This window comes from Natrarchaeobius chitinivorans, assembly GCF_003841505.1.
GTDB classification, from domain to species: Archaea; Halobacteriota; Halobacteria; order Halobacteriales; family Natrialbaceae; genus Natrarchaeobius; species Natrarchaeobius chitinivorans.
The window spans coordinates 43,288-58,470 of sequence record NZ_REGA01000024.1 but is presented as its reverse complement, the minus strand read 5'-3'; the positions used below and the strand labels follow the sequence as shown (position 1 = coordinate 58,470).

Here is a 15,183-nt window from a genome sequence, read left to right as displayed (position 1 = left end):
TCTATCCGCTCGTCCTTCTGGTCAAGTTGCTCTTGCAACTGATCGATCTTCTTGTCCTTCCGCTTGTTTTCTTGCTCAAGTTCTTCGACCCGCTGCTCAAGCTGAAGCAACCGAGAAAAGAGCTCTTCTTTGGTGAAATCGTCTGCGTTCACAGACTCCACCAACCAGGTATGACAGCAGAGGCAACGGGATGGACTCCGCTGCGGAGCCCATCCCTGAGAGTCGTATCCGATGTCTGCTGCCTGTTCATATCGCGTCCGTTGAACGCTTCCTACGAGACAGTACCGAAATCAGCTCGGGCTAAACACATACCCTTCGTGTAAACTCCGAACCCACGTACCGACGGCCGGTCGCGATGTTTCTCGAGGAGACTGACGAAATCAGTAGGTTAAACTCCGTGCGTTCGCTATCGTCGACCATGGCCATGGAACTCGACCACGACTGCCCCGTGTGTGGGGACGAGCAGACGTTCTACCGTGCTGCGAGTACGACGCTCCACCTCGGCGAGAAGGTCAAGTGGCACTGTCCGGACTGCGAGTACGGATTCGTCCGCATCAGCGACAACGGAACGACGGTCGACTCGAGCGCCGACGCCTAATCGACTCGTACTCTTTTCGTTTCATACGGACTGCTGTCCGTCATTTCCGAAGCGACCGGGTCCCGTCCCGCGGTCTCGGGTGACCTGGTATTCCAACCCGTATCAGTCGCCGAAAAACGATCTCATGCCGATATTCGAATCCGTTTGGCTTACCAGTTCGGGGTCGTAAATCCACGTTAACCGCCGCCAGCGGAACCGACGATCAGTTCTCGTCGCCGCCGTCCGCGTCGGAATCGGGATCGAGCGCCTGCCACGACAGCGACGGATTCCGGGCTGCCGACGTCTGGTCGATGCGTCTGGCAGTCGTCCGCTCGGGTGCTGCCTCGAGCGTCTCGTCTCCCTCCCCGGCGACGGCGTCGAAGGCGGCAGCGAGGCGGTCGAGCGTGGCCTTGCTCTCGACTTCCGTCGGTTCGGTCATCAGCGCCTCGGGGACGATTTCGGGCCACTTGGTCGTCGGCGGGTGGACGCCGTAATCGAGCATCCGTTTGGCGACGTCGGCCGCGTCCTGTTCGCCGGCACTGGCGACGAATTCGTGGTGGAACGGTTCGTACGGGACGTCGTAGTCGATCCGGCTCGCGAGGTAGTTCGCGTTCAACACCGCCTTCGCGCTCGCGTCCTCGAGTCCGCCGTCGCCCAGCCTCGCGATGTACGCGAACGCCTTCACGAGGACGAGCCAGTTGCCCTGGTAGCCGTGGACCGTGCCGATCGTGTGCTCGGGATCGAACAGTTCGTACGCAGGCTCGTCGCCGCGGCTGCCGTTCTCGTTCCCGTCACCGCCCCTCGAGTCGACGGCTTCGCGTACCCTGGGAGCAGGAAGGAACGGGGTGAGTTCCTCGACGACGCCGACCGGCCCGGCACCGGGACCGCCGCCGCCGTGTGGCGTCGCGAACGTCTTGTGAACGTTGTAGTGCATCACGTCGAATCCCATGTCGCCCGGTCGAGCGCGCCCGAGCAGGGCGTTCAAGTTCGCTCCGTCGTAGTAGAGCAATCCGCCCGCCTCGTGGACCATCTCGGCGATTTCCGTGATGTCGCGTTCGAACAACCCGAGCGTGTTCGGGTTCGTGAGCATGAGCGCCGCCGTGTTCTCGGAGAGGGCGGCCTCGAGCGCCTCGAGGTCGACCCGGCCGTCGTCGTCGCTGGGCAGGGAGACGACGTCGTAGCCGCCGAGGGCGGCGGTCGCGAAGTTCGTTCCGTGGGCGCTTTCCGGGATGATGACCTCGTCGCGGTGGGATTCGTCGTTGTGCTCGTGGTACGCGGATGCGATCCGAATCCCGACGAACTCGCCGGCCGCCCCGGCGGGTGGCTGGAGCGTGACTGCGTCCATTCCGCCGATCCGTCCCAGGAACTCCTGGAGCCGGTGGAGTAACTCGAGAGTTCCCTGGACCGACCGCTCGGAACGGTCGGGGTGGACGCTCGCCGACGGGAGCGCCGCGACGTCCTCGGTGAACTTCGGGTTGTACTTCATCGTACAGGAGCCGAGCGGATACGGCCCGCTGTCGATCCCGTAGATCATCTGGGAGAGTCGCGTGTAGTGGCGAGCCAGTTCGGGTTCCGAGAGGTTCGGGAGTTCGACCGACTCGCGGGTGAGATCGTCCGGAAGCGGCGAGTCGCTCTCGTCGATTTCGACCCGCGTCAGGTCCTTCTCGGAGAGCAGCGGTTCGTACTGGCCGTCCTCGACGTACCGTGCCTGGTCGTACCGGACGCGGTCGTCGCCGGTCGGTTCGGGGGCGTCGCCCGTCATCGAACCACCTCCGCGAAGGCGTCGACGAACGCGTCGATCCGATCGTCTGGAACGCCCGCGACGCACAGCTGGATCTCGTGATTGTCGACGACGTGGACCGCGAAACCGAGATCCTCGAGGTCCGCTGCGACGGCGTCGGCGGGTCGATCCACACGTGCGACGAACTCCCGGAAGTGACGGCGATCGTGAACCGGCGCGACGACACCCTCGAGATCGTCGACGCGTGCGGCGAGGGCTTCGGCCCCGGTGACACCCCGTTTCGCGAGGTCGACCAGGCCCTCGGGTCCGAGCACCGCGGCGTGCATGGCGGTCCGCAAGGCGACCCAGGCCTGATTCGTACAGATGTTACTCGTCGCCCGCTCTCGCCGGATGTGTTGTTCTCTCGTCTGCAAGGTAAGCGTGTACGCACGCCGATCGGTCGCATCCTCGCTCGCCCCGACCAGCCGACCGGGAACCTGGCGGAGGTACGACTCTCGTACCGCGAACAGGCCGAGGCCCATCCCGTAACTCGTCGGCAACCCGAGGACGCTCGCGTCGCCGACGACGACGTCCGCGCCGACGTCCGCCGGCCGCTGGAGCAACGAAAGCGCGATCGGGTCGGTCCCGAGGACGAACAGCGCGTCGGCGTCGCCGGCGAGTGATCCAACCGTCTCGAGGCGTTCCTCGACCGTCCCGCGGACGGTCGGGTTCTCGGCGTAGACCAGGACGACGTCCTCGTCGATCGCGTCCTCGAGTTCGTCGACGTCGACGTTGCCGTCGTCGGTCGGGTACGTCTCGACGACGAGGTCCGTTCCGGCGACGTAGTTCTCGAGCGTGTCCCGCCGGCCCTCGAGCAGGAGGTCGGGAACCAGAACGCGATGACCGGACACACCCCGGACGCGATCCGCGAGCGTGGCGGCCTCGCCGAGTGCGGTCGCGGCGTCGTACATCGAGCAGTTGACGACCTCGAGGCCGGTGAGTTCGACCAGCAACGACTGGTACTCGAACAGCGCCTGCAAGAACCCCTGCGAGACTTCGGGCTGGTACTGGGTGTAGGAGGTGAGAAACTCCGAGCGATCGGCGAGGTGGTCGACGACGGAGGGGACGTAGTAGCCGTAATGGCCGCGTCCGAGCAACTCCGTGAGGTCGTCGTTGCGATCCAGAATCGAGCGAACAAGTCGCCGCGTCTCCCGTTCCGTGCGCTCGTCGATGCCGTACTCTCCCTCGAACGCGACGTCCGGCGGGATGTCGAAGAGATCCTCGACGCTCTCGACACCGACCGCCTCGAGCATCGCCGTCCGTTCGTCTGTCGTGTGGGGAGCGTACGGACTCCCCGTCGTATCTGATTCGTTCATTGTTGCAGTGTTGCTCCGTGAGACCGCCTGAATCGACCCCTCTCGAGCGAATGGGCCGCCCCAGACACGATGGTCGTCGCTAGCGGCCCCGGAATAATGAACGCATCCTTTCTGCCGGGCGTCGATCAGCGACCGGCCGTCGCGCGGCCGACCGTGGTCTCGTTCGATCCGCTATCGACTGTTTCTGGATTGACCGTGAACGGTCTGTGGGATCGGGAAATCGGTTGAGGAAACCGGTTCAGGACACCGACTCAGCCGGTGCCGTCTCGGCTGTCGTCCGACGGGTCGTCGCGGTCGTCCGCCTGTTGGTCGTCGCTCCCGTCGTCGCTCGAGGGCAGATCAGGACGCTCATCGCGACGTGCCGTTTCGGAGGCGACTCCCGTGGCACCGGTCGTCTCGACTGCCGGATCGTCGGCCTCGGAAGAGCCACCATCGTCCGATCCGGTTGGATCGACGTCGTCAGCCCCATCGCCGTCGGCCCGGTCCGACGCCGTCGACTCGGCTCCGGCCGCCCCCTCCGTATCGGTATCGGTCGCCTCGAGTGGGTCAGCATCGCTTTCTCCGCGATCACCGACGCCGTCGGCCCGCTCTCGAGCGAAGGCGTCGAGCGTCAGTTTCGCACCCCCGAGAATAACGGGGCCGATGAACAGGCCGACCGCCCCGAAGACGACGATCCCGCCGAAGATGCCAACGACGACGATCGCGGAGTTAAAGGCGCTCGTCCGCCCGATGAGCGCCGGGCGGAGATAGGTGTCTGAAGCGCTGACGAGCGAGCCGTAGATCGCGAGTGCCCCCGCCTCGAGGGGACGTCCGACCGCGAGCAGGTAGAGGGTTACCGGCACCCAGATGCCGAACGCGCCGACCAGCGGAAGCAACGCGAGAACGAACGTCGCGACGGTGAGAAAGATCACCGCCGGGAGGCCGAGCACCGCCAGCCCGATCCCGAGCAACACCGCCTGAATCGCCGCGACGACCACGTTGCCGACCACCGACGCCCACATGAGCTGATCCAGGTCCGCATAGAGTTCCTGCTGAATCTCGTCGTCGACCGGCAGCACCCGCCGAATCCAGGCCACGAGCGCGTCGCCGTCTCGCAACAGCGCGAAGAGAACGAACAGCGTCACCGTCAGGCCGATGAGGACTGCGGGAAGTCCGCTGACGACCTCGAACCCGCTGGTCGCGAGCCCCTGAAGACCGGTCTCGATCGGCTCCTGATACGTCTCGTACATCTCGACGAGATCGATCGCGTATCCCGTCGTCTCGAGTCTGGACTCGACGGCTTCGACGCCGAGTGTCCCTTCCTGGATCGCAGTGAGTATCTCGAGTGCTTCCCCGAGGGCGATCGCGAGGACGTACGCGAGCGGCAGCAAGATAGCGAGAATCGCGACGGCGACGAGCGTAAGCGCAGCCACCATCGAACCGACGTACGGCTCGAGGCGGCGCTGGGCCGGCATCAAAATGTACGCGAGGACGACCCCGAGTAGAACGTACTGGAGATACGGGAGGACGATGAGTGCGGCGAGCCCTCCGCTGGCGACTGCGATTGCGGTCAGCCCGGTTCGGTCGGAGAACCACCCTCTCGCACCGGTCCGATCAGCCATAAGGGGCGGTACGTGTCCCCGACCAATTAGTCCCGTGATACGAGCCGATGGCGGTGCGCCGACATGTGGCTCCCCAGTAGATCCGGCGACTGTTGGCCTCCTCCGCGTTAACGCGGCGAAATCACTCCTCGAGCAACGAGCGCGAGGAGTTGGTGACGACGAGCAGGCTGCTCGCGCCCATCGCGATCGCGGCGAACAGCGGGTTGAGCAGTCCCGTGACGGCGAGCGGGATCGCGATCGCGTTGTAACAGAACGCCCAGCCGACGTTGCCCTTGACCCGCCGATCGGTCGCTCGAGCGAGTTCGAAGACGGTTTCGACCGAGCCGAGGTCGTCGTCGACCAGCGCTACGTCGGCCGCGTCGGCGGCCATCGCCGTCCCGCCGCCGAGTGCGATGCCGAGGTCGGCGGCCGCGAGCGCCGGCGCGTCGTTGGTGCCGTCGCCGACCATGACCGTTCGCCCGCGGCGACCGAGCCGATCGACCGTCTCGGCTTTGCCTTCGGGCGGGACGCCCGCGAACACCCGGTCGACGGCCGGATGCTCGCGGATCTTCCCCGTCGCCCGTGCGTCGTCGCCGGTGAGGACGACGACCTCGGCGTCCGCGTCGGCGATGGCCGTCAGCGTCTCCTCCCAGCCGTCCCGGAGTTCGTCGCCGACGACGAGGACGCCCTCGGCGACGCCCTCACGACCCACGACGACCGGAACTCGGCCGGTTTCTCGCTCCTCGTCGACCCGCTCGAGAATCTCGGTCGGAACCTCCCAGCCCACGTCCCGAAACAGGTCCGGATGTCCGACGACGACCTCGTCGCCGTCGACGACGCCGGAGACGCCGTTTCGGTGGCTCTCGAAGGACTCGACCCGGTCTTCGTCGTCGGGCGCAGCCGTCGACGGTTCGTCCTCGGCCGCCTGCGAACTCGTCCCGGCGGGCGGCGTCAGTCCACCGCCGTCGGCGATCGGCCTCGCCGCGGCGATGGCTTCACCGACCGGGTGTGCCGACCGTCGCTCGAGGAGCGCCGCCCGCTCTAAGAGGTCTGCCGGGACGTCGGCGTCGACGAGGCTCATCTCGCCGGTCGTCAGCGTGCCGGTCTTGTCGAAGACGACGGCGTCGGCGTCGCGGATCCGCTCGAAGACGCTGTCGTCGAAGACGACGATCGAGCGCTCGAGGGCGTCGCGGATGCCGGCGGCGACCGCGAGCGGCGTCGCGAGCCCGAGCGCGCACGGACAGGAGACGATGAGTACCGTGAGCCCGACGAGCAGGGCGTCGGCGATGCCCGCCCCGAGTACGAATAGGTATATCGCGGTGACGACGACGGCGAGAACCAGGACGAGCGGGACGAATATCGTCGCGAGTTTGTCGGCGAGTTTCTGGATGCCGTGACTCGAACTCTGGAGGTCCCAGACGAGTTCGCTGATGCGATCGAGCGTGCTCGTCGCGTCCTCACCGACGCGGACCGTTATCGCTCCTTCCGCGACCAGCGAACCGCCGACGACGTCGTTGCCGGCTTCCTTCGAGACGGGGAGCGATTCGCCGGTGACGACCGCCTCGTCGACCGCGGCCTCGCCGTCGACCACGGTGCCGTCGATCGGGACTCGTTCGCCGGCCCGGACCAGCACTCGGTCGTCGACCTCGAGATCCGAGACGTCGACGTCTTCGTGCGCTCCGTCGGCACCGACACGGCGAGCCTCCTCGACCTGTACCGCGGTGAGATCCGAGAGCCGTTCGGTCGCCTCGCGTTTGAGCGTCGACTCGTAGTAGCCGCCGACGGTGACGATGACGACGATCGCGACGGTGACGTCGTAGTAGATGTGCGGTCCGCCGACGGCGATCGAGAGCGTGCTGTAGAGGTAGGCGCTGACGGCGGCGATCGCGACCAGCAGGTCCATGTTCGGCGATCGGGTCTTGATCCCGACGTACGCACCCTGGAGGATCGGTTTGCCGGTGACGCCGAGGACGATCGTCGTCAGGGCACCGATGACGACGTAAAACGGCGTCGCGCGATGGCTCGCCAGCGTCGCCTCGAGAAACGCCGCCGTCTGGTCGTCGTAGAACAGTCCGCCGAAGTAGATCGGGTAGATAAGGACGACGTACTGGAGCATCACCATCATCCCCATGAGGACGCCGACGGCGATCCGCCCCATCTCCCAGTTGTCGGCCCGCCGTCGACTGACCGCGTCCTCGCGGCCGTAGGCGCTGTATCCGAGTCGACTGATCTCGTCTTTGACCTCCTCGAGCGAAACACGGTCGGGGTCGTGATCGATCCGGACGGTGTCGGTGACGTAACTCGCGCTCGCGGCGCTGACGCCGTCGGTCGCCGTCGCGACGGACTCGATAAAGGCCTCACAGGTCACGCAGTACATCCCGCTGACCTCGAGGAACGAGGCGTCGTGGTCGGGGTCGCCACTCGAGGGGGGTTCTTCCGCCGCCTGGTCCCGCCCTCGAGCCTCGCGGACGTCGTCGGCGTCGACGTCTTCGACGTCGCCGAGTGCGTCGTAGACGTCGCGACAGCCGACGCAGCAAAACGGCTCCCCGTCGGCGACGACGTTGCTTCCCTCGACCGGAAGGTCACAGAGCGTGCAGCCGGTTTCGGCGGTTGGTTCGTCCGTCATCGTGTATGTCCGTGCGTTCGGTGATCCGTGTGTTCAGTGATCCGTGTGTTCAGTGATCGTCACCGCCGATTCGATCCGTGGCGCGCTCCTCGAGCGACGGTGATTCCCGAGGAGTCGATGCGTCAGTGATGGTCGTGTCCGCCGGGTGCATCGATCCCGTCGTAGAACGGTAGTTCTGGGTGTGGGACGTGGACACCGAGGGCCATCAACCCGTGGGCGAACAGGACGTATCCCAGCACGACGAACGCGACGCCGAGCAGTCGGTGGACGCGACGGCGGTGGACGACGTCGACGGCGTCGATGACTGTCCCGTAGGCGAAGACGGCGGGGATCGTGCCGATCCCGAGTGCGGCCAGTGCGAGGGCACCACCCGTCGGCGAACCCGTCGCGAACGCGTACAGAAACGCCGGGTAGAGAACCGGACACGGGAGCAGACCGTGAGCCGCGCCCAGACCGACGATTCCGGGGCCGTTCGCCAGCCGATCGACGTGACCCACGAGCCAGCCCGTGATCCGCTCGAGACCCGGTATCGAGACGCCGCCGGTCGTCCGCCCCAGCAGGTAGTAGACGCCGGTCGCGATGACGAAGCCGCCGATGACGAGACCGACGCCGCCTCGGGCGAGGTCGACGATCGGGGTGAGTTCGGCCGTCGTCAGGAACAGCGCACCGCCGAGTGCGCCGAACGCCCCGCCGAGGAGGGTGTAACTCGCCGTTCGTCCGATGTTGAACAGCGCGTGTTGTCGCACCTCGTACGTCGTGAGGTGCCCGGTCCGTCCGCCGGAACCGGTGGCTGTATCTCCCGACCCGTCGTCCATCCGTCCCGCGTAGACCGTCACGAGCGGGCCGCACATTCCGATACAGTGTGCGCCGGCCAGGAGACCGATGACGAAGAAGAGGACGACGTCGATACCGAGCAGTGTGAGCGGATCCATACTATCTGTTCCTCGAGTGTATCCGTTGGCCTCTCTAGCGAGCGAACGGTGTAGTGCGTTTCGCCTCCGAAATCGAATTCGACGAACGGACTAACACGGCGGCACGTCCGGGTCGACCACCACCGATCCGCAACACTCGAGATTGGCCCCCACCGATCCGTAGCACTCGAGATTGGCCTCCACCGATCCGTTTCACTCGACGTAGCGGTACTTTCGCTCGCCCATCCGGCCCCAGCCGTCGAAGACGAACTCCGCTTCGGGCGTCGTGAACTCCTCGACGTCGACGTCCATCTCGTGGTTGTGAACGTCGTGGACCTCCTCGTAGTCCGCCCAGCTCATGTCGTAGCGATCCTCGAGCTGTTCGTCGATGTTCAACGCCGCGATTTCGTCCTTCCAGCCGCTCTTGACCGTTTCGGCGTGGATCTCGGCCTGTGCGCCGCTGCCGTAGGAGCCGACCAGCAGCGTCTCGCCGGTCAGCTCGCGGTCCGCCTCGAGGGCGGTTTTGAGCGCGCTCACGCGAGCGAGGTGGACCGAGCCGGTGTACCAGTTTCCGACCTCCCGCGAGAGCGACAACGTCGGCTCGATGGTTTCGGCGTACCACTCCCGGTACTGGTCGGTTCCTTTGAGCGCGTCCATGTACTCGCGAAGTGCATCGCGAAACGCGTCTTCGTCGTCGAACGCCTCTTCCCGGGGCTGTCTACCGATCTCGTCGGCGAGGTCGTCCTCGAGGGACGTCTCGCGGGTGATGTGACGGTATCCGAGAAGGCCGGCTTTCCGGACCATTCCCGGAAACGGCGTGTGAAACGGGATGTACGCGAGGTCGTCGGGGTGGACGTCGCCCGCGACGCTCTCGTAATCCTCGAGCGCCTCGCGCATGCGAGCGAGGTAGACCTGCACGGAACGTTTGCCGTCGACGGAGGGGAACTGCTGGTTGGGCTTGAGGAAGTCGGTTTCGTCGGCCGAGCCGTACCCCTGTTCGGTCGAGAGCTCGACGAGGTCGGGATCCTCGCTGATCAACATCGCCACGGCACCCGCACCCTGGGTCGCCTCGCCGGCGTCGCCGCGAGCGTACAGCGCCGTGTCCGTCGCGATCACGAGCGCCGAGCGGCCCCGGTGTCGACCCGCGCGGATCCAGTTGTAGGCGTCGTCCAGACTCTGAGTGCCCGCGATGCAGGCGAACTTCCGCTCTCCCTTGTTCGCGTGGTGAAAGTCGCCGTCGTACACCTGCTCGAGACAGCCTGCGACGTACGTCGAAACCGGCTTCGAGTTGTCGAACGAGCTCTCGGTGGCGACGTCGATCCGACCGATGTCGTCGGGCTCGAGGCCCTTGCGCTCCATCAGTCGGTGGGCGGCGTTCGCTCCCATCGTGACGATGTCCTCGTAGCTGTCGGGGAACGAACTCGCGTTGAGGCCGAGCCCTTTCGTGTACTTCTCCGGGTCCTCGCCCTTCTCGGGGGCGAACGTCCCGGGCAAGTCGAGCTTGAGGTTCCCGGTCCAGATTTCGATGGCGTCGATACCGACTGCAGTCATGGTCGAACGGTATCGGAGCAGCCATATGGTATTGTCGTTCGAACTTTCGACGACTGACGTATTCTCTCGCGTCACGACCGATTCCGGAGTCCGTACTCGAGTGCATCCTCGAGAACGCCGAATCGGACCGACGACTGATACCGATTCTCCCGTAGAACGAAGTACCTCGACTCCCGACGACAGCAATGGGTCGGCATTCCGACGTTGTAGACGATCCTCGAGTATCCGACGATCGGTACGGCGAATCGCGAGTGGGATCGCCTCGAGGAGGGGATCGACGGCCGCCTCGAGTTCGAGGAGACGGTGCCGATTCACATGCTGGCCGTCGGGCGAGCGCGAGGCTGCCGCCAGCCTATTGAGGTATCCCCGCCTAGGTGTGCCACGATGTATCAGGACGTCCTCGTCCCGACGGACGGGAGCGACGGCACGCGCCGGTCGATCGCACACGGACTAACGATCGCGGACCGCTTCGACGCGCGAGTCCACGCCCTCTCGGTCGTCCCCGAAGGACCGCTCGGCACCCTCGAGAGCGAAGAGGCGACGCCGGCCGCCCACCGGGCGGTCGACCACGTCGAGGCCGAAGCGAGACGGAACGGGCTCGATGCGGTCACCGCCGTCGAACACGGCGTTCCCCACGAGGAGATACTCGAGTACGTCGACGATCACGGAATCGACATGGTCGTCATGGGAACCCAGGGACGGACCGGTCTCGACCGGGTTCTCGTCGGGAGCGTCACCGAACGGGTCGTTCGGATGGCCGACGTACCGATCGTGACGATCCGTCTGACCGACACGGTCCGAATCGACGACGTCGACGAGGCCGAACGGATCGCCCGTGAGGCCCTCGAGGACGAATCGGTCGACCGGGAGACGCCGCTGACCGCCGGCCCACACCGGATCAGCGGATCGTGGCTCGTGGAGTTCGAAACCGAGGCCGGCCCCGTCCGCGTCACCGTCGACGGCGTTTCGGGCGAAACACGCCTCGAGAGGGACGGACACTGATACGGTTTACTGTACGTTCTTGCCGGCGCACCCGCGACCCGGGCGGCGGGTGCGCCGGTACACAGGGACAGTAATCCGTATGACTCCCGCTGTCTCGAGAGGGGCGGACACCGAGTTCCGTCCACTCGAAGAGACCGAGTTCGCTTACATGTTCGGGAGGACGTACTGGTCGCTCCGGCGACGACGTTCGATCGAGATGATTCCGTTTTCGAGCGCCAGATCCGGCGGCGAAGACGCCGGCTACGACGACTGGACCGCGTTCGTCCCGGAGAACCTCCCCGACCCCGGAGCGTTTCTCGAGGGACACACTGTTCTCACGGCGGCGGACCACGTCGCGTTCCACCGCCTCACGAGAGACTTATTCGAGGAACGCGGCGTGTACGACGCGACGTTCGGCTACAACCTCGCAAAACTCAACCTCGACCGCCGCCATCCAGACGCGGGGTTCCGGTACGCCGTGGACGCCGAGGAGCCGTCCGTTCTCCGGGCAGAGTTCGCCCCGACGACGGAGTTCTGTCCGCAGGCCGACGCCCTCACGAGGGGTGCGTTTCGGGCCTGGAACGGCTTCGCCGACCGACACGAGTTCGACCTCGTTCGCGTCCGCGTCCATCCCGTCCACCACCAGGCAGCGCCGGTGAACGACTCCCTCGAGCACCTCGAGGGGCGGGTCCATCAGACCGGCAGCGTTCCGGGGACCGGTCCGGACGATTCGCCGTTCTGACCGGAATGGCGGGTACAGGGTCGTCGACTGCGACGGTGACGCGCTGGTCGCGTGCGCTCGTCGGGGTCGGGGTGGGCTTCTTCGTCGTCTGGCAGCTCGCCGTCCTCGCTGGATATCCACGATCCGCGACCGTGACACTGGGCGTGTACGGGTTCGTCTTCCACGTCGTCTTCGGGAAGGCGTACGGACTCGTCCCGTCGTACTTCGCCCGCGAACTCGCGTTCCCGTACGCGCCGGCGGTCCACCTGCCGCTTTCCTCGCTCGGTACGTTCGGGGCGTTCGCCGACGTCGCCGGGATGGCCCCACCGGTCGTCGGCGTCGCCGGCACCGGCCTCTGGCTCGCCGGCTGTCTACTCTTCGTCGGAACGCTTGGCTGGACGATCAGGGGTAATCCGACCGGCGGAGAGACCGGAACGGGATCCGTCGACAGCCACCGCGTGCGAGTCGACCGCGCCGCCAACGCCGCCGTTCCGATCGTCTTTCTCTACTTGCTCGCCGGCTCGACGCTCGCGTTCCTCGAGGCGCTCGGTCGCGGCCCGGCGATCCCGCCGGCCGCGTCGTCACACCTGCTGGCAGCCGGGGCGGCGGCGCTTCTGGTCTTCGCCATCGGGTTCCGACTGCTCCCCAGATTGCTCGTCGTCTCCCCGCGGCCCGCTCTCGTCGCGGTCGTGCTCCCCGCGGGTGCCGTCGGGCCGGCGTTACTCGTCGCCGATTTCGGCGGCGGGTGGCCGTTCCGGATCGGTGCAGCGGCGCTCGCGCTCGCACTCGTCGGCTTCGCGGCTACATACGCGGATCTCTACCGCCGAAGCGAGCGGCGACGGACCGGCGGCTGGGTACTTCTCGCAGCCGCCGGGTTCGCGGCGGCCGTCGCCGTCCTGGGCGTCTCGTTCGCCGCCGGTCTGACCAGCGGGGCCGCGTTCGACGCCCACTACCGACTCGCCGTCGGTGGCTTTCTCGGGCTGACGATCGTCGGCGTCACCTACCACTTCTACCCACCCGCCGTCGCCTCGAGCGCCTTCGTCGACGACCGGACCGCGGCCGTTTCGGCGCTCGGGCTGATCTGCGGACTGATCCTCGAGGCCGCCGGATTGCTGGCGGGAATCACACCGGTTACGACCGTCGGCGGCGTCCTCTCGGTACTCGGTGCGAGCGGCTACGCGCTCGTCATCCTCGCCGTCTTCCGTGAACGCCCGGTCTGACCGACTCCGGGGACCGCATCGTATCGGACAGTTCGAATCCCGTTGCCGCCCGCCGTGTCCGAACACGTTCGGAACCGTACGTTTCCCCGATGGTAACGTACGTTCGTTCATGTCAGCCGACGCGCCACGGCTCGAGAACGAGCACAGTGAGGGTGATCGAAGCGAAGTCGATCGAACCCGAAGCGAAGTCGACTGGAGTGAACGCGACCGGACAGAACGCGTCGAGACGGTAGTGACGGTCCGGTGTACGGGCCACGTCCGCGAGGCGGTCGGAACCCACGAACTCGAGTTCGAGTTTCCGGGGAAGACCCTCCGCGAGTTCCTCGACGCCTTCTTCGAGGAGTACGACGTTTCCAAGTTGCTGATCGCCGAGACGGAAGTGGAGGCGACCGCCCGCGGCTGGGCACCCGTTCCCGAGGATCTCCCCGGAACCTGGCGCAAAAACCCCGAAGGCGAACAGACCCGCCCCTACGCTCGCGTCTGTATCAACGGCCGGTTCAACGAACACTTCCAGGGGTTCGATACGGAACTCGAGGACGGCGATCGGGTCGCACTCGTCAACCCGTTCATGTTTTGCGTATGAATGACGAGCCGACCGACACAAAAACGGGAACGTATCGCGATCACACCGTCTCCTGGTCCGCGAACCTCGAGGGGCCCCGACACGCGGCGGACCGGGAACTGATCGTCGAGGCGGCACTGGATGCGGTCGAGGCGACGGCCGGTGGCACCCACGTCAACCTCGTTACCCACGGCGACCACGGCCGTCCCGAACGGTATCTCTGGGACGAACTCGAGGCGGCGTTCGACGGAATCAAACTCGAATACGTCGACCGGTGTGGCTGTGGAGGCCACGTGACACGGGTTCACGTCGAGGAACGGTAACTGGTTGTCCTGGCCCCGTGGTTACTACAGAATCCGCTTTCCAAACGCGCTCGCGGTGAGTTCGGCCGCGAGTGCTGCCGTCTCGTTTCGTTCGTCGAGGATCGGGTTCACCTCGACGACGTCCATCGACCGGAGGATGCCGTCTTCTTCGTGTCGTCTCGAGACCGCCTCGAGCGCCGAGTGGGCCTCGCGGTAGGTGACGCCGCCTCTGACCGGCGTCCCAACACCGGGTGCCGCCGTCGGATCGAGCCAGTCGAGGTCGAGGCTCACGTGAACGCCGTCGGTACCGTCGGTGGCGACCGCCAACGCGTCCTCGACGACCGCCGTCATCCCGCGTTCGTCGACGTCGGCCATCGTAAAGGCGGTCATTTCGCTGTCGCGGACGAGTTTCCGCTCCCGATCGTCGATGCTCCGGAGTCCGACGTACGCGATCGACTCCTCGCTGACCCCTGGTGCGTGTGCCCAGGGCATCTCCCCGAATACGTCCCTTCCGAGGACGGCACCGAGGGGCATTCCGTGTACGTTACCGCTCGGCGAGGTCTGGGGCGTGTTGAGGTCCGCGTGGGCGTCGAACCATATCGCACCGAGGTCGCCCTCGCGCGAGGAGCCGTTCATCGACCCGATCGCGACCGAGTGATCTCCGCCCAGTACGAGCGGGAACGCTCCATCCGCAAGCGTTTCTGCGACCTGATCGGCGAGTCGCGTACAGACGTCTTCGATCTCTCGGAGAAACTTCGCGTTCCCACGGGCCGGCTGACCGGCGTCCGGATCGCGCTCTTCGGCTCGCGGAAGGAGGAGATCGCCGGCGTCGACGGGATCGATCCCAGCCGCCTCGAGTTCCTCGCCGAGTCCGCCGTATCGGATCGCCGACGGCCCCATGTCGACGCCGCGTCGGTTGGCTCCGTAGTCCATCGGAACGCCGATGATTCGAACGGTCGAGTTCATGCCGGGGGTACAGCCCGAACTGATTTGATCCTGATGGACTCGATCCGAGATCCGTCGCCGACAGATTTAGGGTTAGACGACTCTAAATCG

The 15,183-nt window shown here is 66.0% G+C and carries 13 protein-coding genes and 1 pseudogene; 6 read left to right on the top strand and 8 right to left on the bottom strand.

Annotated elements, in window-relative coordinates:
• Positions 1–161, bottom strand: a pseudogene (locus tag EA473_RS19945) (IS66 family transposase); the annotation flags it as partial.
• Between the two features lie 257 nt (positions 162–418).
• Here EA473_RS19945 and EA473_RS19940 point away from each other — a divergent pair.
• Positions 419–598 carry a DUF7838 family putative zinc beta-ribbon protein gene (locus EA473_RS19940; RefSeq protein WP_124197383.1) on the top strand — a complete coding sequence of 60 codons (180 nt, stop codon included), beginning with the start codon at positions 419–421 and terminating at the stop codon, positions 596–598.
• 202 nt (positions 599–800) lie between these two features.
• Here the strand turns inward: EA473_RS19940 and gcvPB are convergent, their stop codons facing one another.
• The 6 genes from gcvPB to hmgB all read right to left on the bottom strand — a co-directional run bounded on the left by gcvPB (position 801) and on the right by hmgB (position 10,341).
• Complete coding sequence (gene gcvPB / locus EA473_RS19935; protein ID WP_124197382.1) at positions 801–2,339, bottom strand: aminomethyl-transferring glycine dehydrogenase subunit GcvPB; 1,539 nt, start codon at positions 2,337–2,339, stop codon at positions 801–803.
• Positions 2,336–3,673: an aminomethyl-transferring glycine dehydrogenase subunit GcvPA gene (gene gcvPA, locus EA473_RS19930; protein WP_124197381.1), complete on the bottom strand. Its 1,338-nt coding sequence runs from the start codon at positions 3,671–3,673 to the stop codon at positions 2,336–2,338. Before gcvPA ends, gcvPB begins: the two co-directional genes overlap by 4 nt.
• A 251-nt stretch (positions 3,674–3,924) precedes the next feature.
• Complete coding sequence (locus tag EA473_RS19925) at positions 3,925–5,274, bottom strand: AI-2E family transporter (RefSeq protein ID WP_124197380.1); 1,350 nt, start codon at positions 5,272–5,274, stop codon at positions 3,925–3,927.
• Between the two features lie 121 nt (positions 5,275–5,395).
• Positions 5,396–7,879 (bottom strand): heavy metal translocating P-type ATPase, encoded by a 2,484-nt coding sequence (locus EA473_RS19920; RefSeq protein ID WP_124197379.1) that lies wholly within the window; start codon positions 7,877–7,879, stop codon positions 5,396–5,398.
• A gap of 122 nt (positions 7,880–8,001) precedes the next feature.
• A complete protein-coding gene (locus tag EA473_RS19915; RefSeq protein ID WP_124197378.1) occupies positions 8,002–8,811 on the bottom strand; it encodes a sulfite exporter TauE/SafE family protein in 810 nt (269 codons plus the stop codon).
• A 192-nt stretch (positions 8,812–9,003) separates the two neighbouring features.
• Complete coding sequence (gene hmgB / locus EA473_RS19910; RefSeq protein ID WP_124197377.1) at positions 9,004–10,341, bottom strand: hydroxymethylglutaryl-CoA synthase; 1,338 nt, start codon at positions 10,339–10,341, stop codon at positions 9,004–9,006.
• 384 nt (positions 10,342–10,725) lie between these two features.
• On the opposite strand from hmgB, the gene EA473_RS19905 reads away from it, so the two are divergent.
• The 5 genes from EA473_RS19905 to EA473_RS19885 all read left to right on the top strand — a co-directional run bounded on the left by EA473_RS19905 (position 10,726) and on the right by EA473_RS19885 (position 14,148).
• Positions 10,726–11,343: a universal stress protein gene (locus EA473_RS19905; RefSeq protein WP_124197376.1), complete on the top strand. Its 618-nt coding sequence runs from the start codon at positions 10,726–10,728 to the stop codon at positions 11,341–11,343.
• Positions 11,344–11,491: 148 nt separating this feature from the next.
• Positions 11,492–12,064 (top strand): hypothetical protein, encoded by a 573-nt coding sequence (locus EA473_RS19900; protein WP_124197385.1) that lies wholly within the window; start codon positions 11,492–11,494, stop codon positions 12,062–12,064.
• Positions 12,065–12,069: 5 nt separating this feature from the next.
• The gene (locus EA473_RS19895) at positions 12,070–13,263 is read left to right on the top strand and encodes a hypothetical protein (RefSeq protein ID WP_124197375.1); all 1,194 of its coding nucleotides are present in this window, start codon (positions 12,070–12,072) and stop codon (positions 13,261–13,263) included.
• 109 nt (positions 13,264–13,372) lie between these two features.
• Complete coding sequence (locus EA473_RS19890; protein WP_124197374.1) at positions 13,373–13,846, top strand: MoaD/ThiS family protein; 474 nt, start codon at positions 13,373–13,375, stop codon at positions 13,844–13,846.
• A complete protein-coding gene (locus EA473_RS19885) occupies positions 13,843–14,148 on the top strand; it encodes a CGCGG family putative rSAM-modified RiPP protein (RefSeq protein WP_124197373.1) in 306 nt (101 codons plus the stop codon). The genes EA473_RS19890 and EA473_RS19885 overlap by 4 nt, the downstream gene beginning before the upstream one ends.
• 24 nt (positions 14,149–14,172) lie before the next feature.
• Here the strand turns inward: EA473_RS19885 and rocF are convergent, their stop codons facing one another.
• On the bottom strand, positions 14,173–15,093 hold the full coding sequence (gene rocF, locus EA473_RS19880; protein ID WP_124197372.1) for an arginase: 921 nt from the start codon (positions 15,091–15,093) through the stop codon (positions 14,173–14,175).
• Positions 15,094–15,183: the final 90 nt, after the last annotated feature.

Bases quoted from the DNA above. Each gene is read 5' to 3' on its own strand.
- gcvPA (WP_124197381.1), bottom strand. From the start codon at position 3,673: ATGAACGAATCAGATACGACGGGGAGTCCGTACGCTCCCCACACGACA.
- rocF (WP_124197372.1), bottom strand. From the start codon at position 15,093: ATGAACTCGACCGTTCGAATCATCGGCGTTCCGATGGACTACGGAGCC.
- EA473_RS19920 (WP_124197379.1), bottom strand. From the start codon at position 7,879: ATGACGGACGAACCAACCGCCGAAACCGGCTGCACGCTCTGTGACCTT.
- EA473_RS19940 (WP_124197383.1), top strand. From the start codon at position 419: ATGGCCATGGAACTCGACCACGACTGCCCCGTGTGTGGGGACGAGCAG.
- EA473_RS19925 (WP_124197380.1), bottom strand. From the start codon at position 5,274: ATGGCTGATCGGACCGGTGCGAGAGGGTGGTTCTCCGACCGAACCGGG.
- EA473_RS19890 (WP_124197374.1), top strand. From the start codon at position 13,373: ATGTCAGCCGACGCGCCACGGCTCGAGAACGAGCACAGTGAGGGTGAT.
- hmgB (WP_124197377.1), bottom strand. From the start codon at position 10,341: ATGACTGCAGTCGGTATCGACGCCATCGAAATCTGGACCGGGAACCTC.
- EA473_RS19895 (WP_124197375.1), top strand. From the start codon at position 12,070: ATGGCGGGTACAGGGTCGTCGACTGCGACGGTGACGCGCTGGTCGCGT.
- EA473_RS19885 (WP_124197373.1), top strand. From the start codon at position 13,843: ATGAATGACGAGCCGACCGACACAAAAACGGGAACGTATCGCGATCAC.
- EA473_RS19900 (WP_124197385.1), top strand. From the start codon at position 11,492: ATGTTCGGGAGGACGTACTGGTCGCTCCGGCGACGACGTTCGATCGAG.
- EA473_RS19915 (WP_124197378.1), bottom strand. From the start codon at position 8,811: ATGGATCCGCTCACACTGCTCGGTATCGACGTCGTCCTCTTCTTCGTC.
- EA473_RS19905 (WP_124197376.1), top strand. From the start codon at position 10,726: ATGTATCAGGACGTCCTCGTCCCGACGGACGGGAGCGACGGCACGCGC.
- gcvPB (WP_124197382.1), bottom strand. From the start codon at position 2,339: ATGACGGGCGACGCCCCCGAACCGACCGGCGACGACCGCGTCCGGTAC.